Source organism: Saccharicrinis sp. GN24d3, from assembly GCF_052400645.1.
In the GTDB taxonomy this organism is placed as follows: Bacteria; Bacteroidota; Bacteroidia; order Bacteroidales; family Marinilabiliaceae; genus Saccharicrinis.
The window spans coordinates 73,483-95,565 of the sequence record NZ_JBQTGI010000021.1; the positions used below are offsets into that span (position 1 = coordinate 73,483).

The 22,083-nt window shown below is 40.3% G+C and carries 21 protein-coding genes; 15 read left to right on the forward strand and 6 right to left on the reverse strand.

All coding sequences use genetic code 11. The annotated features are described in order from the left end of the window. Nucleotides 1–469: 469 nt before the first annotated feature. From der to ACT29I_RS20760, 3 genes are all read right to left on the reverse strand, one after another. Nucleotides 470–1,774: a ribosome biogenesis GTPase Der gene (gene der, locus ACT29I_RS20750; protein WP_430934831.1), complete on the reverse strand. Its 1,305-nt coding sequence runs from the start codon at nucleotides 1,772–1,774 to the stop codon at nucleotides 470–472. Nucleotides 1,775–2,093: 319 nt separating this feature from the next. Further along, a complete protein-coding gene (gene era, locus ACT29I_RS20755; RefSeq protein WP_430934832.1) occupies nucleotides 2,094–2,978 on the reverse strand; it encodes a GTPase Era in 885 nt (294 codons plus the stop codon). A 701-nt stretch (nucleotides 2,979–3,679) separates the two neighbouring features. Then, on the reverse strand, nucleotides 3,680–5,347 hold the full coding sequence (locus tag ACT29I_RS20760; RefSeq protein WP_430934833.1) for a Na/Pi cotransporter family protein: 1,668 nt from the start codon (nucleotides 5,345–5,347) through the stop codon (nucleotides 3,680–3,682). Nucleotides 5,348–5,603: 256 nt separating this feature from the next. Here ACT29I_RS20760 and ACT29I_RS20765 point away from each other — a divergent pair, with 256 nt between their 5' ends. Continuing rightward, the gene (locus ACT29I_RS20765) at nucleotides 5,604–6,152 is read left to right on the forward strand and encodes a lipocalin family protein (protein ID WP_430934834.1); all 549 of its coding nucleotides are present in this window, start codon (nucleotides 5,604–5,606) and stop codon (nucleotides 6,150–6,152) included. A 172-nt stretch (nucleotides 6,153–6,324) separates the two neighbouring features. Beyond that, nucleotides 6,325–7,743: an SDR family oxidoreductase gene (locus ACT29I_RS20770; RefSeq protein WP_430934835.1), complete on the forward strand. Its 1,419-nt coding sequence runs from the start codon at nucleotides 6,325–6,327 to the stop codon at nucleotides 7,741–7,743. A 112-nt stretch (nucleotides 7,744–7,855) separates the two neighbouring features. Here the strand turns inward: ACT29I_RS20770 and ACT29I_RS20775 are convergent, their stop codons facing one another. Both ACT29I_RS20775 and ACT29I_RS20780 read right to left on the reverse strand, forming a co-directional pair. Next, nucleotides 7,856–9,190, reverse strand: a complete 1,335-nt coding sequence (locus ACT29I_RS20775) for a hypothetical protein (protein WP_430934836.1) — start codon at nucleotides 9,188–9,190, stop codon at nucleotides 7,856–7,858. Nucleotides 9,191–9,205: 15 nt separating this feature from the next. Then, nucleotides 9,206–9,901: a hypothetical protein gene (locus tag ACT29I_RS20780; RefSeq protein WP_430934837.1), complete on the reverse strand. Its 696-nt coding sequence runs from the start codon at nucleotides 9,899–9,901 to the stop codon at nucleotides 9,206–9,208. 347 nt (nucleotides 9,902–10,248) lie between these two features. Here ACT29I_RS20780 and ACT29I_RS20785 point away from each other — a divergent pair, with 347 nt between their 5' ends. The 13 genes from ACT29I_RS20785 (at nucleotide 10,249) to ACT29I_RS20845 (ending at nucleotide 21,411) form a co-directional block, all read left to right on the forward strand. Further along, nucleotides 10,249–10,854: a hypothetical protein gene (locus ACT29I_RS20785; RefSeq protein ID WP_430934838.1), complete on the forward strand. Its 606-nt coding sequence runs from the start codon at nucleotides 10,249–10,251 to the stop codon at nucleotides 10,852–10,854. 200 nt (nucleotides 10,855–11,054) lie between these two features. Next, complete coding sequence (gene thrS, locus ACT29I_RS20790; protein WP_430934839.1) at nucleotides 11,055–13,004, forward strand: threonine--tRNA ligase; 1,950 nt, start codon at nucleotides 11,055–11,057, stop codon at nucleotides 13,002–13,004. A 35-nt stretch (nucleotides 13,005–13,039) separates the two neighbouring features. Then, nucleotides 13,040–13,600, forward strand: coding sequence for a translation initiation factor IF-3 (gene infC, locus ACT29I_RS20795; protein ID WP_430934849.1), 561 nt, complete (start codon nucleotides 13,040–13,042; stop codon nucleotides 13,598–13,600). Nucleotides 13,601–13,645: 45 nt separating this feature from the next. After that, nucleotides 13,646–13,834 (forward strand): 50S ribosomal protein L35, encoded by a 189-nt coding sequence (gene rpmI / locus ACT29I_RS20800; protein ID WP_430934850.1) that lies wholly within the window; start codon nucleotides 13,646–13,648, stop codon nucleotides 13,832–13,834. Nucleotides 13,835–13,928: 94 nt separating this feature from the next. Then, nucleotides 13,929–14,279 (forward strand): 50S ribosomal protein L20, encoded by a 351-nt coding sequence (rplT, locus tag ACT29I_RS20805; RefSeq protein WP_430934840.1) that lies wholly within the window; start codon nucleotides 13,929–13,931, stop codon nucleotides 14,277–14,279. Between the two features lie 290 nt (nucleotides 14,280–14,569). Beyond that, a complete protein-coding gene (locus ACT29I_RS20810) occupies nucleotides 14,570–14,797 on the forward strand; it encodes a hypothetical protein (RefSeq protein WP_444794316.1) in 228 nt (75 codons plus the stop codon). Nucleotides 14,798–15,270: 473 nt separating this feature from the next. Further along, the gene (gene tnpA, locus ACT29I_RS20815) at nucleotides 15,271–15,705 is read left to right on the forward strand and encodes an IS200/IS605 family transposase (protein WP_430934841.1); all 435 of its coding nucleotides are present in this window, start codon (nucleotides 15,271–15,273) and stop codon (nucleotides 15,703–15,705) included. A gap of 708 nt (nucleotides 15,706–16,413) precedes the next feature. Then, nucleotides 16,414–17,130: a 4-hydroxy-tetrahydrodipicolinate reductase gene (dapB, locus tag ACT29I_RS20820; RefSeq protein ID WP_444794317.1), complete on the forward strand. Its 717-nt coding sequence runs from the start codon at nucleotides 16,414–16,416 to the stop codon at nucleotides 17,128–17,130. Nucleotides 17,131–17,146: 16 nt separating this feature from the next. Next, nucleotides 17,147–18,586 carry a signal peptidase I gene (gene lepB, locus ACT29I_RS20825; RefSeq protein WP_430934843.1) on the forward strand — a complete coding sequence of 480 codons (1,440 nt, stop codon included), beginning with the start codon at nucleotides 17,147–17,149 and terminating at the stop codon, nucleotides 18,584–18,586. A gap of 202 nt (nucleotides 18,587–18,788) precedes the next feature. Continuing rightward, a complete protein-coding gene (gene lepB, locus ACT29I_RS20830; RefSeq protein WP_444794318.1) occupies nucleotides 18,789–20,021 on the forward strand; it encodes a signal peptidase I in 1,233 nt (410 codons plus the stop codon). Between the two features lie 29 nt (nucleotides 20,022–20,050). Then, a complete protein-coding gene (locus ACT29I_RS20835) occupies nucleotides 20,051–20,311 on the forward strand; it encodes a LapA family protein (RefSeq protein WP_430934845.1) in 261 nt (86 codons plus the stop codon). Nucleotides 20,312–20,317: 6 nt separating this feature from the next. After that, complete coding sequence (locus ACT29I_RS20840) at nucleotides 20,318–20,965, forward strand: WbqC family protein (protein ID WP_430934846.1); 648 nt, start codon at nucleotides 20,318–20,320, stop codon at nucleotides 20,963–20,965. 2 nt (nucleotides 20,966–20,967) lie between these two features. Continuing rightward, nucleotides 20,968–21,411: a hypothetical protein gene (locus tag ACT29I_RS20845; protein ID WP_430934847.1), complete on the forward strand. Its 444-nt coding sequence runs from the start codon at nucleotides 20,968–20,970 to the stop codon at nucleotides 21,409–21,411. A gap of 65 nt (nucleotides 21,412–21,476) precedes the next feature. On the opposite strand, the gene ACT29I_RS20850 is transcribed toward ACT29I_RS20845, so the two are convergent. Beyond that, nucleotides 21,477–21,707 carry a hypothetical protein gene (locus ACT29I_RS20850; protein WP_444794319.1) on the reverse strand — a complete coding sequence of 77 codons (231 nt, stop codon included), beginning with the start codon at nucleotides 21,705–21,707 and terminating at the stop codon, nucleotides 21,477–21,479. Nucleotides 21,708–22,083: the final 376 nt, after the last annotated feature.

Genomic DNA, 22,083 nt, shown 5'->3' on the forward strand with positions numbered 1-22,083 from the left:
GACTAATAGATAAGAGATAATCGACTGCGAATACAGCCTCCTGCAGTTTTACTGGATAGGTCGTTCCATGGAAGTGGAAGAGACGCAGAGTTTTTCTTTTTATAATGCTCCTATGTGTTTTAATTAGCTTGCGTTAAGCTATGTTTCTCACCAAGCATGGGTTCATCTGATTAAAAATTAATAAACACCGGATAACCAATGCGAGTTATAATGGCCGTAATGCGAAAGTTTCCTTCCTTCTGGTTTATCTGTATTATACATTATATATAATTTGCTCAGCCATGCGGATAAAGATATTAAAAACTTTTAAGATATTTATATCTTAAAAAGGTAAAGCCTCCTATATAAAGGTAATAAATAAATATTTTATTATAAACAGATTGTGCAAGTTTATTTCACTAAAGATGATGTCGTGAAAAAAAGGAGTAAACCATGGGTCAACTCCTCATCTTAAAAATTTTGTGGGTAATTATTTTTTACGCATAAAAATCTGAACAGGGACACCTGAAAAATCCCACATATCGCGAATTCTGTTTTCCAGGAAACGCTTGTACGGATCGCGAACATATTGCGGAAGGTTGCAGAAAAACGCAAACGAAGGGGTGTTGGTTGGCAACTGCATGATGTACTTGATTTTAATGTACTTGCCTTTGGTTGATGGCGGAGGGTTGTCCATTACCACTTGTTGCATGGCCTCGTTAAGTTTTGAAGTTGGGATTTTGCGGGTTTTGTTCTCGTAAACTGTTACCGCCATTTCTAATGCCTTATGTATGCGCTGCTTGGTTATTACCGAAGTGAAGACTATCGGAAAATCCACGAAAGGGGCAAATTTACTTCTGACTTCTTGCTCATATTTTTTCGTGGTCATGGTATCTTTTTCAACCAAGTCCCATTTGTTGATCAATACCACAATTCCTTTTTTGTTTTTCTGTATCAGCTGAAAAATCTTCTGATCCTGACTTTCAACGCCTCTTGTGGCGTCAATCATCAACAGACAGACATCTGAATTTTCGATGGCTCTGATGGCGCGCATCACGCTATAAAACTCGAGATCCTCGTGCACTTTGTTTTTTTTGCGTACCCCTGCGGTGTCCACCAAATAAAAATCATGGCCGAATTTATTGTAACGGGTATAAATTGAATCCCTTGTTGTTCCGGAAATGGGTGTTACGATATTTCTGTCTTCGCCAACAAAAGCATTGACGATAGACGACTTTCCGGCGTTGGGTCTACCTACGATAGCAAAACGGGGGATATCCAATTGTTCAATACTCTCCGAACTGGGGAATATTTCAACAAGCCTGTCCAGTAATTCACCGGTTCCAGAACCGTTAATTGACGACACCGGAAACATTTCTTCCAAACCAAGTGCATAAAAGTAACTGGCTTCGGCCAAACGCTCGGGGTTGTCCACCTTATTGACTACCATCAACACCTTCTTGTCGCTACGCCGAAGAATGTCGGATACCATTTCGTCGTAATCGGTGATGCCGGTGGTAACGTCCAGCATAAACAATATCACGTCAGCTTCCTCAATGGCGATGATCACCTGTTTCCTGATCTCCTCCTCAAATATATCATCGGAACCCACGGCGTAACCTCCTGTATCCACGACTGAAAACTCCAGCCCGTTCCATATGCTTTTGCCGTAAATACGGTCGCGCGTAACGCCGCTTTCTTCGTTAACAATGGCTTGGCGTGTTTCTGTAAGCCTGTTGAAAAGCGTTGATTTACCTACGTTTGGTCGTCCTACAATGGCTGCAATATTTCCCATTCTACTCTGGTTTTGTGATATTCGAAATCTAAAAAGCGTGCAAAGATAGTTATTATTTTGCCATTAAGGCACATACATTACTAAGAAACACTGTGTTATTTTTGTGTCCACAGATTTTTCAGATTAAACAGATTGAAATGACAAGGGATGGGTAGGTAAACCTGTCAAGTTCATAAATCGTTCGTATTGTAAAACTGGATTGTAACTTAAATAACAAACTCAAAACAGCTTTGCTGTTTCCAGTTTCCTGTTGGTAAACAAAATTCGCTTCATTGGTACAATTAGCGGTTAAAGTAAGTCGCCTGTCATTGCCAATGACCTACTTCTGGTCGTATCCGAAGTTGCGCAGCGACTTATCTTTGTCGCGCCAGTCTTTGTTGACTTTAACGTAGAGCTGGAGAAAGACTTTTTTGTCGAGAAACTTTTCAATGTCTTTGCGCGCCTCGGTACCTGTTTTCTTTAATGCACTCCCCTGGTGACCAATGATGATTCCTTTTTGGGAGTCGCGGGCAACGTGTATGATGGCTCTAATATCGATTCGTTTGGGATTTTCCTTAAATTCCTCCACCTCTATCTCAACCGAATAAGGAATTTCTTTTTGGTAATACAACAATATTTTTTCGCGGATTATTTCGGAAACAAAAAAGCGGGTAGGCTTATCAGTCAATGCATCTTTGTCATAATACGGATCGCACTCCGGCAACAATTCCTTAATACGTTTCATCAGGTTGTCTGTATTAAAACCACGCAAAGCCGACATGGGATAAATCTCCGCTTTCGGCAACTCTTCTTTCCATTTGGAAACCAATTCATCCAATTGCTCCGGGTTGGACTCGTCAATTTTATTGATCACCAAAATAACTGGTGAATCCGTTTTTTTAACACTGTTCAGAAAGTCGCTGTTCTTGTCCATCTTCTCAATTACATCGGTCATGTAGATGATGACATCGGCATCCTGCAAGGCAGTCTTTGAAAAACGGAGCATGGATTCCTGCAGTTTGTAGTTGGGCTTTAGGACACCGGGGGTATCCGAAAAAACAATCTGATAATTCTCCTCGTTCACAATCCCCAAAATACGATGGCGAGTGGTTTGGGCCTTTGATGTGATAATTGACAAACGTTCGCCCACCAACTTATTGGTTAAAGTTGACTTACCCACATTGGGATTTCCCACAATATTTACAAATCCTGCTTTATGCTTCATCCTGATTTTATTTTGGGCGAAGATACAAGGAAAGGTTGGCTTAGCAAAAAAAGTACAAAAGGAATAACTTACCCTTGAAAAATTTGAGCAGGCACTATTTAGGCAAATTTGAATTATTTCATCCGCAAGTCACAAGATTAGATAGGTGGCAAAAATGATTGCGGAAACTAAATCAAAACTAAAAAAACATTATAGGAATTTAAAGCTCATTTGAGCAGTAAAAAAGCGTCGGAAGGCACCTTTTGCCTGCTACCGCTCTTTTTGTCGAAGAACCTTCCTCAAAACAGCGCTCAATTGGGTTTTAATTTATATTGGGCTTCAGTCTAATGTAACAGGGGTATTTGACCCGTCATATGCATAAGAAATCCTGTTGTGCAAATCAACTACTTAAAAACAAGGCGTTTGGCTGAGTTGCCTTAACTCACCAGAGCGGTGCTTTGCCTTGTTTTAGTAATGCCTTGTTTTATAATACTTTAAATGCTCATTACGTAACGCTAATACATACACATTCCGGGTTTAATGCTTGACAACCGCGGTCAGACGGTCATTTTCTGCCTTGTTGACGGATTGCTTTTTTCCTTTGAATCGCATTACTTTCTTAGTTTTTTTATTGGCATTAGGGTTTGTTTTACCCGTTCAGAATAAGCCACAAAGTTGGACTCGTTGTGCTTCTCAGGCAGGTTATTTTTTGCCATTTTACTTTATTCCTTTTCACGCAGCTTGCGCTTTATTCGGGTCAATTCGGGGCCGCCACTGCTAACGCTTATGCTGACATTGCGCATGTGGTTGGAGGCACGACGCAGATTGGTGATCAGTTCGGCGTACAGGATACCGCCAATAGGTGTCGTATCTCCTCTGGTAACCCGCTTTTCGTGTTTTTCTAGGTGGGTATCCACAAGTTGGTTGATCTCCTCTTTTCTTTTGATTAATTTGACCACATTGGCTTTTGTGGAGTCTTCCATCACCGCAATGGTCCGGTTTCCGGTACGTTGAATCAATTTGAGCAGTTTTTCTAATTCCTGAATGCTTTTTTTATTGAGGGTGGCCTCATTTTCGGGGAAGGCATCTTTGAGCTGGGCAATGTTTTCGGCATGATCTGAGATGCGTTCAATGTCGCTCATGATATGCAACCAAAGCAGTGGTTGGTTTTGCATTTGCCGGGGGAGTTGTCTTCGGCTGAGTTGCATAGTGTAATGGGTGATGGCCTTGCAAAGTTCGTCGACTGTTTCCTCACGTGTTATCACAGAATCCAATATGGCCTGATCGCGATGAAGAAAACCCTTAACGGAATCAGTTAGCGCACTCATACTAATTTTTGCCAGTCTGCATACTTCCTTCTTTACATTGGCCAGCGCTTTTTGGGGGGATTTAAGATCGGTGGTGTCCAGGAATTCCGGAGAGGCCGAATATTTCTCTTCTCCGGGCACCATTTTTACGACCAGGCGAGCAAATAAGCCCGTTACGGGTATAAATATGGCAACGTTGATAAGGCGGATAAAGAGGTGCGCATTGGCAACCTGGCGGGCCGGATCACCAGTGGTTTTTGGGATAAGCCACAGGTAAAAAGCAAAAAGGGCGGTGGCGACTATGGCGCCGATAAGATTAAAAGCAAGGTGCGACACGGCCGCACGTTTAGCTGAAAGTGAGCCTTGCATGGAAGCCAGCAGCGCTGTGATGCACGTTCCAACCTCGGCGCCCAGGATGAGAGGGATGACTATATGGAACCCGGGTAATGCTCCCTGAACAAACAACAACTGTATCATTACCACCATGGCTGAGCTGCTTTGCAGGAGAGCTGTTGCAGCTGTAGCAGCCAGGAACGCCCCCAGGTAGCCCCAGACACCCCCTTTGCTGAAGCTTTCCATCCATGCGTGAATGTCGCTTGTATATTCGCTGAAAGAGAACTTCATCAGTATCAGTCCCAGAAATAGCATACCAAAGCCCATAATGGCATAACCAAGTTTGCGCAACAGACGTTTACGCGTGATAAAAGTGAGGATGAAACCGATGCCCAGCATGGGGATGGCATACTGATCTATTTTTAGTGCGGTAATTTGTGGTGTGATGGTAGTGCCCAGGTTTGCCCCAAGGATCAGGCTGATCGACTGTTTGAATGTGAGCAGTCCGGCAGATATTAATCCAACGACAATGACTGTAGAGGCACTCGAGCTTTGGATTAAACCTGTAATCACAGTCCCGGTGGCAACACCTCTCAAACGGTTTTTTGTTACATAACTGCAGGCCCGGCGCAAGGTCAGTCCTGCAGCTTTGCGCAAGGCTTTGCCCATTATGTCGATACCATAAAGAAAAAGGGCTAAACCGCCAGTCAGCCAAAATACTAATTCAAGAAAGGAGTCCGGAGCGTTCATAAACTTTTCATCAGTGAATGACCAATGAATATACCATTTATTGCCGGCAAAGTCAATTAGATATGGGTTTTGTCTTTTTTTTAAGCCTGATATTCTTGTAGCTTTGGTTGGTCAGCATTTGGTTGGGTTAATTAACCTTTTGTTTAAATTTTCTATTGCGTTCATTCTTATTTTGTGGTATATTCATACAAATGAATCAAGAATTCAGATTCTTCATGTAATCAACAAACAACACTAAAAATAGGAGGTATTACAAATGAGAAAAAGTTTAAATTATTGCATTGCTGCGATCTGCGTATTAGTGAGTGTGGCATTAATGACAAGTTGTGGTGTTGGTAAATCAACAATCGACAACTCTGCTGTTAAAGAGTTTGAAGTAGAAAAATATTTAGGTACCTGGTACGAGATAGCCAGATATGATCATCCATTCGAACGAAAACTGGTTGGCGTATCCGCTAATTACACCAAGAAAGGAAAACGTAAGTTAAGAGTGCTCAATAGTGGTTATAAGAAAAGCTTATCGGGCAAGTTTAAGCAGGCAAAAGGCAAAGCTAAAATTCCCAGACCTAAAAAAGCACCTGCCGAGTTAAAGGTGTCGTTTTTTGCATGCTTTTATGCGGATTATTTCGTGATGGAGTTGGATAAAGATTATCAGTGGGCAGTGGTTGGAAGCAATACTGACGAATACCTATGGATTTTGAGTAGGAGTCCAAAAATGGAAGCATCGTTATATAATGAGCTGTTGGATAAAATAAAAAAAAGGGGCTATGATGTTTCTTTGTTAATGAAAGTGCCACAGAAATAGTTTTTGCAACCATGTTTTATCTATTGGGGATGCTATCAAAACATGTATGGGCCTGATTTAGCAAAGGCAATGGAGAATTATGAAGCTACTCGATGGCTTTTATATATGCTTTAACCTTTGAACAGATCTATTATGCGCCTGTTAGTATTAAGTATTTAATATTTCTCTTGTTATGAAGATATTGCTGACAGGCGCAACGGGTTACATCGGTAAAAGATTATTGCCGGTTTTGGTTAAAGCAGGCCATCAGGTTGTGTGTTGTGTGCGCGACACGAAACGTTTCTACCCGGAACCGTCTTTGGCAAAGAATATCCAGGTAATTGAGGTGGACCTGTTAAAGCAGGAAACGCTGAAAGTTATTCCCAACGATATCGACTGCGCCTATTATCTGGTTCATTCAATGTCGGGTACCAGGGATTATGAGAATTTAGAAACGGTATCGGCAGTTCATTTCAGGGAAAGGATGAATAATACCCATGTAACCCAGGTCATTTATTTAAGCGGTATCGTCAATGATAATGAGCTTTCCAAACATCTGAGTTCCAGAAAAAATGTTGAAGAAGAATTAAAGAAAGGGCAGTTTGGTTTAACCACTCTCCGAGCCGGAATTATCATAGGTTCCGGCAGTGCTTCCTTTGAGATAATAAGGGATCTGGTTGAGAAATTGCCCATCATGGTAACTCCAAAGTGGTTGCGAACCAGATGTCAGCCTATAGGTATTTCAGATGTCATAAAGCTGTTGATAGGTGTATTGAATAATCCCCATACCTTTCATAAAACATATGATATTGGAGGAACTGAAATTCTTACGTATAAAGAAATGTTATTGAGGTTTGCCAAAGTGCGCGGGTTAAAAAGACGTATTTATACGCTTCCGGTAATGACACCGAGATTGTCGTCGTATTGGTTGTATTTTGTGACATCCACCTCCTATATGTTAGCTACTTCATTGGTAGATAGTATGAAAGTTGAGGTGGTGGCAAAAAGTTTGGAGATAAATGATATTGTAGGTATAAAACCAATTACGTATGAGGAGGCATTACAAAAAGCCTTCAATAAAATAGCACAAAACGAAATCGTATCGAGTTGGAAAGACTCCATGGTAAGTGGACGGATGAACTTTAGGATTTCTGAATTTATACAAGTCCCAAGTTTTGGCTGCTTCATGGATATTAAAAGAAAAAAAATAAACAACCTGGAGAAATGTGTGGATCGGATCTGGCATATCGGAGGTTCTGCAGGATGGTATTATGCCAACTGGCTTTGGCGAATCAGGGGATTTGTGGACAGCTTGACCGGTGGGGTTGGTTTGCGCAGGGGGCGTACCCACCTTACCCAAATAAATCCAGGTGAAGCTTTGGATTTTTGGCGCGTCCTGTATGCCAACAAGCAGGAGGGCAGGCTTTTGTTGCTGGCAGAGATGAAACTGCCGGGAGAGGCCTGGCTGGAGTTTAAAATAGAGAATGACAATCTCGTTCAGACTGCCACATTTCGCCCCAAGGGCTTATGGGGACGGATTTATTGGTACCTGGTTTCGCCGTTTCATTATTTTGTTTTTAACGGGATGATAAAGGAATTGACAAAAGAATAAATTGAGCAAGATGTTGATCCGCCTTGTTTTGGAGTAGTTTAATTGCGTAACAGGATTTCTAATGGGTATTGCGGGTTTAAGGAAGAAGATAAAACACTAGGATAGCTGAGTATTACTTCAACTCAATGGCCACCCTTAACTCATCTTCCTGAATGGATATGCTTTCGGGTGTAAACTTAACCCGTATGTTGGGACCGTTGTTTGGCAACTGAAACTGCTGGAATCGGCTTAAATCATAATTTCCATTTCCGTTCAACAGCAAAGGGAAATTCATATTGAATGGAACAAATCCGCTAAAGTTAAGCGAGTTGGCCTGTATGGTCAGGTTTGCCCCACTTTGGCTCCAGCTGGTTGAAAACGGCAAAAACTGATTCAAAACCAGGTTGATCAGGAACGACATGCTTACGGTCAGTGACATAAACACCGGAGCAAACATAACAACACCTAACACCACTAGCATTCCCTGCATGGATACTTGCGTGTTCACATTGGCATCGTATTTAAAATCGACCATTGGATTGGAAGTCTGGGTGTTTACCGCTTTGGGCATTACGGCAGCCGAAAAAGTAATTTTGGCCTTCACCTTACACCAGCATTTTCCTCTTTTCGCCTTGAGCATCCCCGTAGCAACAACTTTGTCCTGTTTGAACTCTATATTTACCGAATTGATATAAATCTTGTACTTGCCCACTCTAAATCGGGAGGGAACCCAGCCCTTGGCAAATGCCAGCTGAACCGCGGCACTCAGAACCCGCTCATGTACCACGGCACCAAGGTTGGTGCTGGCAGGGATAAAATGTTTCAGGTTGGGGCCTTTACCGCGCAACGGATCTGTTAGGTTAAAATCGGAGGCAAGCAGTAAAGATGTTGGAGGAGGTGCTTTTTGCGCTGTCAGTAACGGAGAATCCGGTGTAAACCGCAAACCAAGGGCACCAAAAATATCAACCAGTTCCCAAACCGGTATTTCAACTTTTCTGATGATTCTAAAAGCCAGCCATACACCAAACGAAATAAGTGGGCCCACAATACTATTCAATAACCATTTTACAATAAATCGCGAATTAGGAAATGTAAGCGATACCTTCATTCCCGGTGTGATGTTGATGACAATTCCTTTGGGAAGCCCGGCGGCTGTTCTCGATAGGTTTACCTCTACTTGCTCAATCTTAAAAACAATATTGGTGTTAACTATTCTTAATCCAAAAAGTTTTAACTTGAAAGTACCCTCAGCCTGAATATCGGTTAGCACGGCTCCCAGTGGGGGAGGATCATTTAAATCTAAAATACTTAAATCGATTACTTCGGCTTCAATAGAACCTATCCTTCCTAATTTGGCTGTATATTTTAATATCGCTTTTAGTGCCTGAATAAATTTGTCCAATACCAGATTGATTACGTTTTGTTGAACTTCCACTGCTAATGCGAAATCTGCTGCCCATTTTGCCATCGTTCATGCCTCCCGTTAAATTAAATGTTCCGTTTCCTGCGCTGCCGACATGTCAAACTTGTCATCACTCTCGTTACAGTAATCATCAGGATAAAAAACTACGTCTTTGATCGCATACAATTCCTTTTTCTTAAGTATAATATCTATGTAATCAGCATAACTTACAGGATGCCCCATGGCGTTAAATTCCAGGTCTGCCGAAAGTGTTTCTTTTAGCTCCGGTGGAAACTCGATATGCATAAAATCTTCCATACATCTTAATCCGTCAGCCAATAAAATATGTGCATGATGAAGGTTGTCATTGGCCCACCATAGATATCGCTTTTGCAAATGCTCGCTCATTTCGGACACATCGGCCAATACCTTTTTGAATACCGATATGGGAATTTGAGCCTTTTCATAAAATATTTCACCTGCTAAAGTCTCTAGTTCCAATGTGATTTCAACATAACCATAGCCTTCATGTTCGGAGCTTCTAAGTTGAATGTCAAATTCGTAATCCAATCCATCTTCAAATTTCTCATTGACCATCTTCTTGTTCAATTCCGAAAGTAGAATATCCGGAATGCTCCAATCGATACTGAGAAGCTTAATGGTCTTGTGGAATGTCAATAATACATTGTAGGATAAGGTTTCTGCGGGATTGATGACGGTTTCACCGTGGATGTTACCCGTTAAATAGTCCGATTCGATAGGGGTTGCTAAATACATGGCAATGTCATTTAAGTTGTTACCTACAATTAAGGGGTGGTTGGTGTTGACAATGTGGGTGCCCGGTACTGGTATTGTAATTTGTGGAGGTAGAATGTCTGTTACTTAAATAACATCAAACCTACGTAATAGGTTCAATATCTGAACTTAATTCTAAGTTATATGATTATGATAGGATTAAATAAAGGTGAAGCACCCATAAACCTGTACCAGAATATAACCGAAGCGCAAACCTTACGTATATAGATTTCCCCAATGCTTATATAGTCTTTGTCTCGGTTTTTTTTCGTTAACGAGGCTATAAAAAAGAATGACACGTTGATGAATGTTAAGACAATAATTGATAAATGAACAAATTAATATCTTTACGTTGGTTCAAGTATCACCTAGGTACGTTTCTGGATTTAATTGTTGTATTCCATCCTTTTAGAAGGATAGGTACAAAGGTCCCGTTAGTTTGTATTCCCAATAATTTGTTAAGTACCTTTGTGTTTGCTATGGTATCTTCATTGATAATATATGTGCCTGTTATTTTATTTGTGGCAAATTATGCAAATGCCGGGCTCATAATTCCTGAATTCTTTATCGTAACGATTTTTGGGGTAATATTTGGAACGATTTTCAGGTCAATTCAGTCTAATATGGTGAGCGTGATACAGATAGATAGGCATCAGCTGACGCTGACGCATTATGGTTTTTATAAGAAGGAAACAACGGTCATAAAAAGGGACCAATTAAAAACGATGGTACTGATGAAGGAGAAATACCGGGGAACAAAGAATTATAAGATTTGTGTTGAAACATCCGACGGAAGGCATGTGATGTTGAAGTTAACCATATTTAAAAAAAGTGCGGAAAATATTTTGAACACCTACAGGAATGCATTGGGATTGCTGGTGTCAAACCCATCGGAAAAACAAATCATAAACGATGCCCATTTCACCATCCATTAATACCAAATGTAGCATAAAGTAAACCTTCTCGGCGTTTCCTAAGAACGATTCAGGCATTACCTGACCATTAAAAAATAGAATCTCTTATTATTCGCGGCAAATATTATTTATCTTTGTCGCTCTTTTTAATATAAATTATAAACGTATGTTGAAATTTGGGTGTCCGTATAATCCAGGTTCAACAAATAATTTAAGTAAACATGGTTAAAATAACCTTACCGGATAATAGTGTAAGAGAGTACGAAGCAGGGGTTACCGGCTTGGAAATTGCCAAGAGTATTAGTCCTCGTTTGGCAAAAGAAGTTTTATCGATTGCAGTAAACGGTGAAACGTGGGATCTTACACGTCCTATTGATAATGATGCTTCCATCAAATTGTTTAAGTGGGAAGATGAAGAAGGTAAGCACGCTTTCTGGCACTCGTCGGCTCACTTGATGGCTGAAGCATTGGAAGCTTTGTATCCGGGAATGAAATTTGGTATCGGTCCTTCCATCGAAAACGGGTTTTATTATGACGTAGATCCTGGAGATGACGTAGTATTGCGTGATGGTGATATGCCAAAGATTGAGGCCAAGATGAAAGAGTTGGCCCGCCAAAAGAACCGGTATGCAAGAACGGAGGTTAGTAAAGCCGATGCTTTGAAGTATTTTACCGAGAAGAAGGATGAGTACAAGTTGGAGTTGATCGACGAGCTGGAAGATGGTACAATCACTTTTTATCAGCAAGGTAATTTTACGGATCTTTGTCGCGGACCACACCTGCCATCCACAGAGGTGATAAAAGCAGTTAAGATATTAAGCATTGCCGGGGCGTATTGGCGAGGTGACGAAACACGCAAGCAGTTAACAAGGGTCTATGCCATTACTTTTCCAAAGCAAAAAATGTTGGATGAATATATGGTGAGGTTGGAGGAAGCGCAAAAGCGCGATCACCGAAAGATAGGTAAGGAACTGGAGTTGTTTGCGTTTTCTCAGCGAGTAGGACAAGGATTGCCATTGTGGTTGCCGAAGGGCGCTAAGCTGCGCGAGCGTTTAGAGAACTTTTTGAAGAAAGTGCAGCTGCAATATGGTTACCAACAGGTAATTACCCCACATATCGGAAACAAAGAGTTGTATGTGACTTCTGGTCACTACGCAAAATACGGGAAGGATTCATTTCAGCCTATCAATACACCAGCAGAAGGCGAGGAGTTCCTGTTGAAACCCATGAACTGTCCCCACCATTGCGAGATTTATAAGGTAAAACCTGTTTCCTATAAAGATTTACCTATCCGCATGGCCGAGTTTGGAACGGTATACCGTTACGAGCAAAGTGGCGAGTTGCATGGATTGACACGGGTACGTGGATTTACCCAGGACGATGCGCATATTTTCTGTGCGCCGGACCAATTGAAAGATGAGTTTAAAAAAGTAATCGATATTATTCTTTACATTTTTAAGGCACTTGATTTTAATGATTTTATTACGCAAGTTTCTTTAAGAGACCGAGAAGACAGGAGCAAATATATTGGTAGCGACGAAAACTGGGAAAAAGCCGAAACGGCCATTGTGGAAGCGTGCCAGGAAAGAGGCATGGAAACCATTGTGGAATATGGTGAGGCTGCATTCTACGGTCCTAAGCTCGATTTTATGGTTCGCGATGCAATCGGCCGTAAATGGCAGTTGGGGACTATTCAGGTAGATTACAACTTGCCCGAACGTTTTGATTTGGAGTATATGGGAAGCGATGGTGTTAAGCATAGGCCTGTCATGATACACCGAGCACCGTTCGGAAGTATGGAGCGATTTGTTGCCGTATTGATTGAACACACTGCCGGAAAGTTCCCGCTGTGGTTAACGCCTGAACAAGTGGTTGTTCTGCCAATCAGTGAAAAATATAACGATTACGCAAAAAAAGTTTCAAATGTCCTGAATAATTCCGATATTCGCAGCGTTTTAGACGATCGTAACGAAAAAATCGGACGTAAAATTCGAGATAATGAACTGAAACGCATACCTTTTCTGCTAATTGTTGGCGAAAAAGAAGCTGAAACAAATACAGTCTCGGTGCGTAAGCAGGGTGACGGTGACAAAGGCACTATGACTATCGAAGAGTTTTCGGGATTTATCAATAAGGAGGTTGAAGAACAACTTTCTGCGATTGAAGCATAAAATGAATATTAATTAATTTAAAGGAGGATCTTAAAATAGCACTTAATAGAAGAAGGAACAGCGGTCCGCCGCAGAAGGATACACCAAATTTTCGTGTAAATAACGAAATTAGAATTCCAAAAGTTAGACTAGTTGGTGAAAACGTTGATGAACCGGGGGTTTATTCTACATCTGAAGCCATTAAAATGGCTGATAGGTTAGAGTTGGATTTGGTGGAGATTTCTCCTAAGGCTGATCCTCCCGTATGTCGAATTACTGATTATCAGAAGTTTCTGTACCAACAGAAACGCAAGCAAAAAGAGCTTAAGTCTAAAGCTGTAAAAGTGATAGTGAAGGAAATTAGGTTTGGTCCTAATACCGATGACCACGATTATAACTTTAAATTAAAGCACGCTGAAAAATTTCTTTCAGAAGGAGCAAAAGTGAAGGCCTACGTGTTTTTTAAAGGGCGTTCTATTTTGTTTAAGGAAAAAGGGGAAATCTTATTGTTGAGATTTGCTCAGGATCTGGAGGAATTTGGTAAGGTTGAACAGCTGCCTAAGCTTGAAGGTAAAAGGATGATTATTTTCCTTTCGCCTAAAAAAGTGAAGAAGTAAGCTTCTCAATTATATAAACTTTTTAATAATAGTACAATGCCAAAGATGAAGACGAAATCCAGTGCCAAAAAGCGTTTTACGATCACTGGAAGCGGTAAGATTAAAAGAAAGCATGCTTTTAAAAGTCACATTTTGACCAAAAAGACTAAAAAGCAGAAGAGAAATCTTACTTACGCAACTTTAGTTCATCCATCCGACGAGAGTAACATCAAGTTGTGTTTGAACATGAAGTAATAAGGAGCATCCTTATTTTTAAAATTATTAACCGAATGAAGTTAGCTGGAAGATCCTGGGAGCAGGGCGCTAATCATTCTAAAAACAAGTAAAAATGCCAAGATCAGTAAATGCTGTTGCTTCAAGAGCAAGAAGAAAAAGGATTTTAAAAGAAACCAGAGGTAACTTTGGGCGCAGAAAGAACGTGTGGACGGTAGCGAAGAATACCTACGAAAAAGGTTTGGGTTACGCATACCGCGACAGAAAAAGAAAGAAAGGTCAGTTTAGAGCACTTTGGATTCAGAGAATCAATGCTGCTGCTCGTATCGAAGGAGTTTCATACTCTAAGTTAATGGGTGCAATGACCAAGCAAAATATTGAGATTAACAGAAAAGTTCTTGCTGACTTAGCTGTTAACCATCCAGATGCTTTTAAGGCAGTTGTACAAAAAGCTATGGCGAACTAGTACAATAGGATAACGAATTAAAAAAGGGCAAAGAGGTGAAATACTTCTTTGCCCTTTTTTTTACATTAAACACAAGGTGAAAATGTCATGGCTAAAGCCTGATTTTAAGCTTGGTATTCAGCACCCCAAAGGGCGGTGTCAAGGGGATGGGAATTACAAGGTTTATATTAGGATTTCCTATGGTGTTGATGGGCGTTTTAAATATCTATACCCCATAAGCCCGGCATTTATGCCAGGGAGATTACAGTAAGTGAACACGGGCTTTAGCCCTGATTTAAAGTTTGATAAGAATGTCATGGCTAAAGCCTGATTTCATGCTTGGTATTCACCACCCTAAAGGGCGGTGTCAAGGGGATGGGAATTACAAGGTTTATATTAGGATTTCCTATGGTGTTGATGGACGTTTTAAATATCTATACCCCATAAGCCCGGCATTTATGCCTGGGGGATTACAGGGAGTGAACACGGGCTTTAGCCCTGATTTAAAGTTTGAAAAGAATGTCATGGCTAAAGCCTGATTTCACGCTTGGTATTCACCACCCTAAAGGGCGGTGTCAAGGGGATGGGAATTACAAGGATTATATTAGGATTTCCTATGGTGTTGATGGGCGTTTTAAATATCTATACCCCATAAGCCCGTCATTTATGCCAGGGAGATTACAGTGAGTGAACACGGGCTTTAGCCCTGATTTAAAGCTTGGCAAGAAGGTTATGGCTACAACCTGGTTCACGGTTTGGTATTCATCACCCTGAAGACAGTGTTAAGGGATAGGGTTTACAAGATTTATATTGGGAATTACCTTTGGCGCAGAAGGATGTTATAAATATCATTTAACCCCGGCATTTATGCTAGGGCAGTGTATCTTGCCGATGTGGGCTTTAGCCATGATATATGTAGGGATTTTTGAATTATAGATTTGATTAACCTAAGATTTATTTATAACTTAAACAGATTAGTTAGGATTACAAATACAATCTAATCCATCAACATATGTCTTACGTTAAAATATGGCTTCATTGTGTCTGGGGTACCAAAAGAAGAGAAGCCTTCCTTACCAGCCAAAATAAAAGACAAATCTTTGAACATATACGAGAAAATGCTAAAGATAAAAAGATTTGTGTTGATTTTATAAATGGTCATAAAGATCATGTTCATTGCCTCTTGATGCTTAATGCAGATATTGCCTTGTCAAAGACAATGCAGCTAATAAAAGGAGAGTCGTCGTACTGGATAAATAAAGAAAAGGTGTTCTCCGGGAAATTTGAATGGGCGGATGAATATTATGCAGTATCTGTTAGTGAGTCGCAAGTTCCTAAGGTTAGAGAATATATTAAGCGGCAGGAAGAACATCATAAGATTAAAACTTGGCAGGAAGAATATAACGAGTTTAAGGAGAAGTTTGGTTTTGAGAGTTTTAAAGGGTGATTGCCTTTGGGGTTTGATAAAAATGTCATGGCTAAAGCCTGATTTTAAGCTTGGTATTCACCACCCTAAAGGGCGGTGTCAAGGGGATGGGAATTACAAGGTTTATATTAGGATTTCCTATGGTGTTGATGGGCGTTTTAAATATCTATACCCCATAAGCCTGGCATTTATGCCAGGGAGATTATAAGAAGTGAAGACGGGCTTTAGCCCTGATTTAAAGCTAGCAAGAAGGTTATGGCTACAACCTGGTTCACGGTTTGGTATTCACCACCCCAAAGGGCGGTGTCAAGGGGATGGGAATTACAAGGATTATATTAGGGTTATCTTTGGTGTTGATGGGCGTTTTAAGCATCTCTATCCCATAACCCTGGCATTTATGCTTGGGCTTTTTGAAAGTATGATAATGGCTTTAGCCATGATTTATGCCGAGAGGTGCCCATGGAAATTAATTTGTGATGCCCTTAGCCGTGAATTTAGGATATTATTTGCGCTTTGCTAACTATCTTTTTTATATTTGCCAACCAAATACAATTTAATATTAAATCATTGATGTGTAAAGGTAATGCAGGTTAATATTTAGTTAAACCCGGTGGCTAAGTGTCCCCGCGTTAATTAGTCTCTTATCTTTGTTACATTCCGTTAAAATAATTATTCGATTTTGAAGGTTTGGTCTCTTATCTCAAAATCTTTTATCTAAACATCTACTTTATGAACATTGCATTAATAGGTTATGGTAAAATGGGCAAGGAAATCGAAAAGATTGCCCTTGAGCGGGGACATACCATAACAGCCAAAATAGATATGCAGAGCGAGGATACTTTCGATGGGGAAGGGTTTGCTGCTGCAGATGTTGCCATTGAGTTTACCATGCCCGAGGCGGCTTATAATAATTTTGTGGAGTGCTTTAAAAGAAACAAACCCGTTGTGTCCGGCACCACTGGTTGGCTCGATAAAATGAGCGAGATCCAAGATCAATGCGAAAACAAAGGGCAGACTTTCTTTTATGCTTCTAACTTCAGCGTAGGGGTTAATATCTTTTTCGAGATCAATAAGAAGCTGGCCCAATTGATGAACGGAGTCACCGACTATGAGGTATCCATGGAGGAAACGCATCATATTCACAAAAAAGATAGCCCGAGTGGTACGGCCATAACGCTTGCAGAAGGTATTATAGAGAATTTGGATCGCAAGCAAGGTTGGACCGAAGAGCAGTTTCCTAATGACAATGAAATTCAAATTGAAGCTTTCCGCAGAGAGGAAGTTCCAGGAATTCATACCGTAATTTACGACTCCGAAGTCGACGAAATAATTATTCACCATAGTGCAAAGTCTCGCAAGGGATTTGCCTTAGGGGCAGTTTTGGCCGCTGAGTTTACCGCTAAAAACAAAGGTTTTCTGGGAATGGGTGATATGTTAAAATTTTAAATAAAACTTAATAATTATGCCAAAGAAATCTGTTGCAACATGGATTAGATTTTCCATAGCAGCGCTAGTATATTTTTTATGGGTGATCTGGGTAGGTAACTATTGGTTGTTACCCGGACTGGCTGTAATTTTTGATATCTATATCTCAAAGAAAGTGCCCTGGGATTTTTGGAAGAGAACCAAAGACGGCAAAAAACCAAGTGCGTTTATTGAATGGGCTGATGCCTTGATTTTTGCCTTGGCAGCCGTTTATTTTATCAATTTGTTCTTGTTTCAAAATTACAAGATTCCAACATCATCCCTGGAGAAATCATTGTTGGTTGGAGATCACCTGTTTGTGAGTAAGGTGAGCTTTGGGCCTCGTATTCCCAATACACCTCTGTCATTTCCTTTGTTGCAAAATACGGTACCTATTCTGAACACCAAATCGTACGTGGAATGGCCGCAATGGGACTATCGCCGTTTAAAAGGGTTTGGCAAAGTTGAGAATAACGATATTGTGGTGTTTAATTTCCCAACCCAGGATACCGTGCCTGTTAAATATGTAAATCCGGATTATTATGTGGAATCACGCAGAAAAGGATGGGAGGTTGCCCAACGGGATAGGAGTGTAATGGCAGGTTTGGAAAATGCAAGCCAATGGGAGATTAATCATAAGTATCGTGAACTGGGTAAACAGCAAATTCTTTTAAACCCTGAATATTATGGCGAGGTGATATACAGACCTGTAGACAGAAGAGATAACTATGTAAAAAGATGTGTGGCCATTGCCGGCGATACGTTGGAGTTTCGTCATAATCAGGTGTATATTAACGGCAAAAAAGCTGAGAACCCTCCCGGATTACAGCATTGGTATAATATAATGACCGATGGAACAAAGTTGAACAGTAGGTTTTTGGATAAGCTTGAGATATCTGGCGAAGATGCAAACAATATGGGGATAGGACCTTATTATCGTTTGCCGCTGACAAAGGAAAAAGCTGACAAGATGAAGACTTTTCCTTTTATCCGCCAAATGGCAATGGACGAGGAAAAGGTGGATTCCGCTCAAGTGCCAAGCGTATGGCCATATAGTACAGATTATATGTGGAGCCGCGACAATTATGGTCCTTTGTATATTCCTAAAAAAGGAGAAACGGTGCAGCTGACCATGGAAAACCTGGTAATTTACGACCGTGTTATTACCGCTTACGAAGGAAACAAACTGGAAGTTAAAAATGGCGAGTTCTTTATCAACGGCGAGAAGACAAAAGCGTATACCTTTAAGATGGATTACTATTTTATGATTGGGGATAACCGTCACCAGTCGGCCGATTCTAGATACTGGGGCTTTGTGCCTGAAGATCATGTGGTGGGGCGCCCCATTTTGGTCTGGTTATCTTTGAACAAAGATAAGTCCTGGTTTGGGGGTAAAATTAGATTTAACCGCTTCTTTAAATGGGTAGTAAACGAATAATATCGAATAATGTTTGATGTGGGGCCAAGATTGCATTCCATTCATATTAGGCTATCGAACATATATCGGTATTGTACCAAAGTGCTAACTTTATCCCGTGAAGAATATTCCACGGGGGAATAATCAAAGTGGCATAAGATATTAACTTACAAAGAAAGCAGGGGTGGGGTAATATTCACTCCTGCTTTTTCGTTTTATGGCAATGCGTGTTAAAAGTATTATAAAAATAGGACTCTGTATTTTACTCCTCATATTAGGGATATGGGCAGAGAGTTTACTGCCGTTTGTAGGAATCGCCGTGCTTATCGATTCGGTACGAACGAATCCTTATTTGCGTTCGGTTTGGCATTATCTAAAGCGTAAATTAACGATTTGGTTTAAGTATTTTGAGTGGACCGTAGCTATAATTTTAGCGTTGTGGGTAGTTGTGTTCATGCAAAACAATTTTATCGGTATTTATACTTTCCATACCTCTTCCATGCACCAAACCTTGCAAGTGGGTGATGTTTTGTTGGTTAACAAACTGATTCCCGGACCAAGGCATAGCTGTAACCAAGTCAGCAGTTATGGCAGGAGCAAGGGGATGGCCAGTCTTTCTTATAATGATGCGATTGTTTTTAACTTCCCTGAAGCAGATACTTTACTGGAAAGCAGACCGACCGAAAGTTACCATTATTTAAAGCGATTATATGGAGAAGGCGGTTTCAAATTAAAAGATAAAACTAATTTAAAGTATCTCGATGTTAAAGACCGACCTCGTTTTGTGAAAAGAGTATATGGATTACCCGGGGATTCGATTGAGATAGTTAATGGTATTTGCTATGCCAATGGTGCAACACTGGCGTTTCCCGAAGAGTCTATTGACCGATACATCATGGATAAAGAGACGGTTCAGCTGCTGAACGAAAAAAACATTCAACCGTACAACGAATATACAAGTGATAAGGGAATTGCATGGGAAATATTACAAAAAGATTACGACAACATTCAAGGATTTACCAAAGGAATAAGGCCTGATCATATGCTGAAGAATTTGCCTGATCCCTTAGTTTTTCCGTTCGATAGCCACCTGCTATGGAATATGCACAATATGGGGCCTGTTTATATACCCAGGAAAGGTGCAAAAATAAAGCTGACGGAAAAAAACCTCCAATTTTACGGCAGAGCGATCGAGGTTTTTGAACAAAATGAATTGAAGAGAAAGGATGGGAAAGTTTGGTTGAACGGTGAAATGGTGGACGAATATACCTTTAAAATGAATTATTATTGGGTGATTGGCGATAACCGACCACACTCTTTTGATAGTAGGTTTTGGGGTTTTGTGCCTGAAAACCATATTATAGGAAAAGTAAAAAAAATTCTTTTATCTAGAGATATCAATAAAAAAGGTTGGATATATCTAAGGAAAGACCGATTTTTGAAAAAGGTAGATTGATTTGTAGTCTGTTATCTAATTATTAAAGTATGAAAAAATCTTTTTGGATATTGATGGTGTTGGCTGTTTTGGTGGTTATTTTTTCCGTTCAGAATGCCGAAGTGGTACATTTTAGAATTTTTACCTGGCAAGGTGATTTGTCCCTGGCCATATTGCTGATCACATCTTTTATTTTGGGTGCCATAGTCGGGGCGTTTTATTTTGGTATAGCCATGCGCAAGAAAAAGAAGACGGAAAACATAGCCAAGGATATCCCGTTTGAAAAAGAGCAGAAGGATGCGGTAGAGTAGCAACTGATGAAGAGAGATAATACCTTGTTTACCATAGCCTATCTGCCTCCCGTTCAGTATCTGGCACATATGATCAATGCCAAAAATCCCATTATTGAACACCACGATAATTATATAAAGCAAACATATAGAAACCGATGTGATATTTTGGCAGCCAATGGAGCATTCCCATTAACCGTGCCGGTGGCCAAAGGACGACGACTTAAAGTGAAGACCAAAGACCTGGAAATTTCATACGACGAGAGATGGCAGTCACTGCATTGGCGTTCTATTGTTTCAGCCTATAATTCATCACCCTTTTTCGAATATTACATGGACGAATTTAAGCCGTTTTATGAGAAGAAGTATCGTTTTTTGTTCGATTACAACATGGAGTTGCTTCAGGTGATTTTTGATGCCCTGGATTATCCCATGGATATAAATTTAACGGAAGAGTATATTCCAGGTGCTGCCAAGGAAATAACCGATTTTAGGGAGGTGATCCATCCTAAAAAGAATTTTAACGAGGCCGACACGCAATTTAAAGCACTTGAATATCGACAGGTGTTTCAAGATCGATTTCCGTTTATCCCCAATTTAAGTGTGATAGATCTAATCTTCAATAAAGGTCCCGAGGCCATTGATTATTTGGAGGATAGTATTGAAAATAAATAAACATGTCGGTTGAGATCCCCAAAAGAAAGCTGCAACATATTAATGTTAGAATTATTACAGCTTTGGCATTGCTGGAATTGTTGTATCTGTTAAACAGGGATTTTCTGCGTCCTTCATATAAGTCGAACGAAATTATTGTTGTCTTTTTAGGATCTTTGCCCAACTTTCTGGCCGCACTTGGAGCAAGCATGGCAATAATTCCAGTTGGTTTAAAATGGTTGGATAACAAGATGTCGCGCATGGTTGTCTACATCTTTTCAATGGGTTGCCTGGGACTGTTGGTACAGGAAGAAATCACCCCATTTGCCTTTGGCAGTTGCGTTAATGACGTGAACGATATGATAGCCAGCTCCATCGGAACCGTTATGGGGATTAGCCTGTACGAACTACTAAGAAGTTGCCGGTTGGATAGAAATCATAACCACGAAGTGGTTAAATATGAATAACCGCGGGTTGCTACCCGTGGATCAGGCTAGATGCACATCTCAACCCAGAAGGGGTTGAATAGCCATCAAAACAAATATCTCTCATCAAACTCAATGTTATGCTCATTGATTAGTTCAATATAATCTTCTTTATACGATTTTGATTTGTGATGTGCTTCTTGATATTTTACATATTCAATTAAGTTATCCTTTGAGCCGATGTGATACGTAAAGGCATGCCATCCTTTAAAATGTGGAAATAAGTACTCTCTTTTTATCATTTCAGATGTCGAAAGCTTGATATCCTTGATAAGCATAGCTGGGCAATCATTGGATGAATATGAGAAATAATAGGAAGATGGTCTTCAGCGCCACCTATTCTATACAAATGACATTTTTTATTGTTTAATAATCCACATATGTATGTATAAAGCGGTTCCCTATTGTCGTATAAGGTACGTTCACGGTTTTTTGTTAAAATACTAATTGATATAGGGTTTGGGTATGTGCCGACAGTTCTTAAAGATTTGATTAATTCCGGATTATGTATTGGAGGTTCGTCATGAGCATCGCAAGTACAATAAAACAAGGCTTTACTGAAACGAGGCATCACTTGTCCCGATTACTTTCAAAGAATTTATCGTGGGTAAAAAAATTACATTAAAATTTCATCGCACTTGATGTTGCGGGGAT

Bases quoted from the DNA above. Each gene is read 5' to 3' on its own strand.
- rplT (WP_430934840.1), top strand. From the start codon at position 13,929: ATGCCAAGATCAGTAAATGCTGTTGCTTCAAGAGCAAGAAGAAAAAGG.
- ACT29I_RS20770 (WP_430934835.1), top strand. From the start codon at position 6,325: ATGAAGATATTGCTGACAGGCGCAACGGGTTACATCGGTAAAAGATTA.
- ACT29I_RS20850 (WP_444794319.1), bottom strand. From the start codon at position 21,707: ATGCTTATCAAGGATATCAAGCTTTCGACATCTGAAATGATAAAAAGA.
- tnpA (WP_430934841.1), top strand. From the start codon at position 15,271: ATGTCTTACGTTAAAATATGGCTTCATTGTGTCTGGGGTACCAAAAGA.
- ACT29I_RS20840 (WP_430934846.1), top strand. From the start codon at position 20,318: ATGAAGAGAGATAATACCTTGTTTACCATAGCCTATCTGCCTCCCGTT.
- rpmI (WP_430934850.1), top strand. From the start codon at position 13,646: ATGAAGACGAAATCCAGTGCCAAAAAGCGTTTTACGATCACTGGAAGC.
- der (WP_430934831.1), bottom strand. From the start codon at position 1,774: ATGGGAAATATTGCAGCCATTGTAGGACGACCAAACGTAGGTAAATCA.
- lepB (WP_444794318.1), top strand. From the start codon at position 18,789: ATGCGTGTTAAAAGTATTATAAAAATAGGACTCTGTATTTTACTCCTC.
- ACT29I_RS20775 (WP_430934836.1), bottom strand. From the start codon at position 9,190: ATGGCAAAATGGGCAGCAGATTTCGCATTAGCAGTGGAAGTTCAACAA.
- ACT29I_RS20810 (WP_444794316.1), top strand. From the start codon at position 14,570: ATGTCATGGCTAAAGCCTGATTTCATGCTTGGTATTCACCACCCTAAA.
- ACT29I_RS20785 (WP_430934838.1), top strand. From the start codon at position 10,249: ATGAACAAATTAATATCTTTACGTTGGTTCAAGTATCACCTAGGTACG.
- ACT29I_RS20845 (WP_430934847.1), top strand. From the start codon at position 20,968: ATGTCGGTTGAGATCCCCAAAAGAAAGCTGCAACATATTAATGTTAGA.
- ACT29I_RS20780 (WP_430934837.1), bottom strand. From the start codon at position 9,901: ATGTATTTAGCAACCCCTATCGAATCGGACTATTTAACGGGTAACATC.
- dapB (WP_444794317.1), top strand. From the start codon at position 16,414: ATGAACATTGCATTAATAGGTTATGGTAAAATGGGCAAGGAAATCGAA.
- thrS (WP_430934839.1), top strand. From the start codon at position 11,055: ATGGTTAAAATAACCTTACCGGATAATAGTGTAAGAGAGTACGAAGCA.
- ACT29I_RS20835 (WP_430934845.1), top strand. From the start codon at position 20,051: ATGAAAAAATCTTTTTGGATATTGATGGTGTTGGCTGTTTTGGTGGTT.
- ACT29I_RS20765 (WP_430934834.1), top strand. From the start codon at position 5,604: ATGAGAAAAAGTTTAAATTATTGCATTGCTGCGATCTGCGTATTAGTG.
- era (WP_430934832.1), bottom strand. From the start codon at position 2,978: ATGAAGCATAAAGCAGGATTTGTAAATATTGTGGGAAATCCCAATGTG.
- lepB (WP_430934843.1), top strand. From the start codon at position 17,147: ATGCCAAAGAAATCTGTTGCAACATGGATTAGATTTTCCATAGCAGCG.
- ACT29I_RS20760 (WP_430934833.1), bottom strand. From the start codon at position 5,347: ATGAACGCTCCGGACTCCTTTCTTGAATTAGTATTTTGGCTGACTGGC.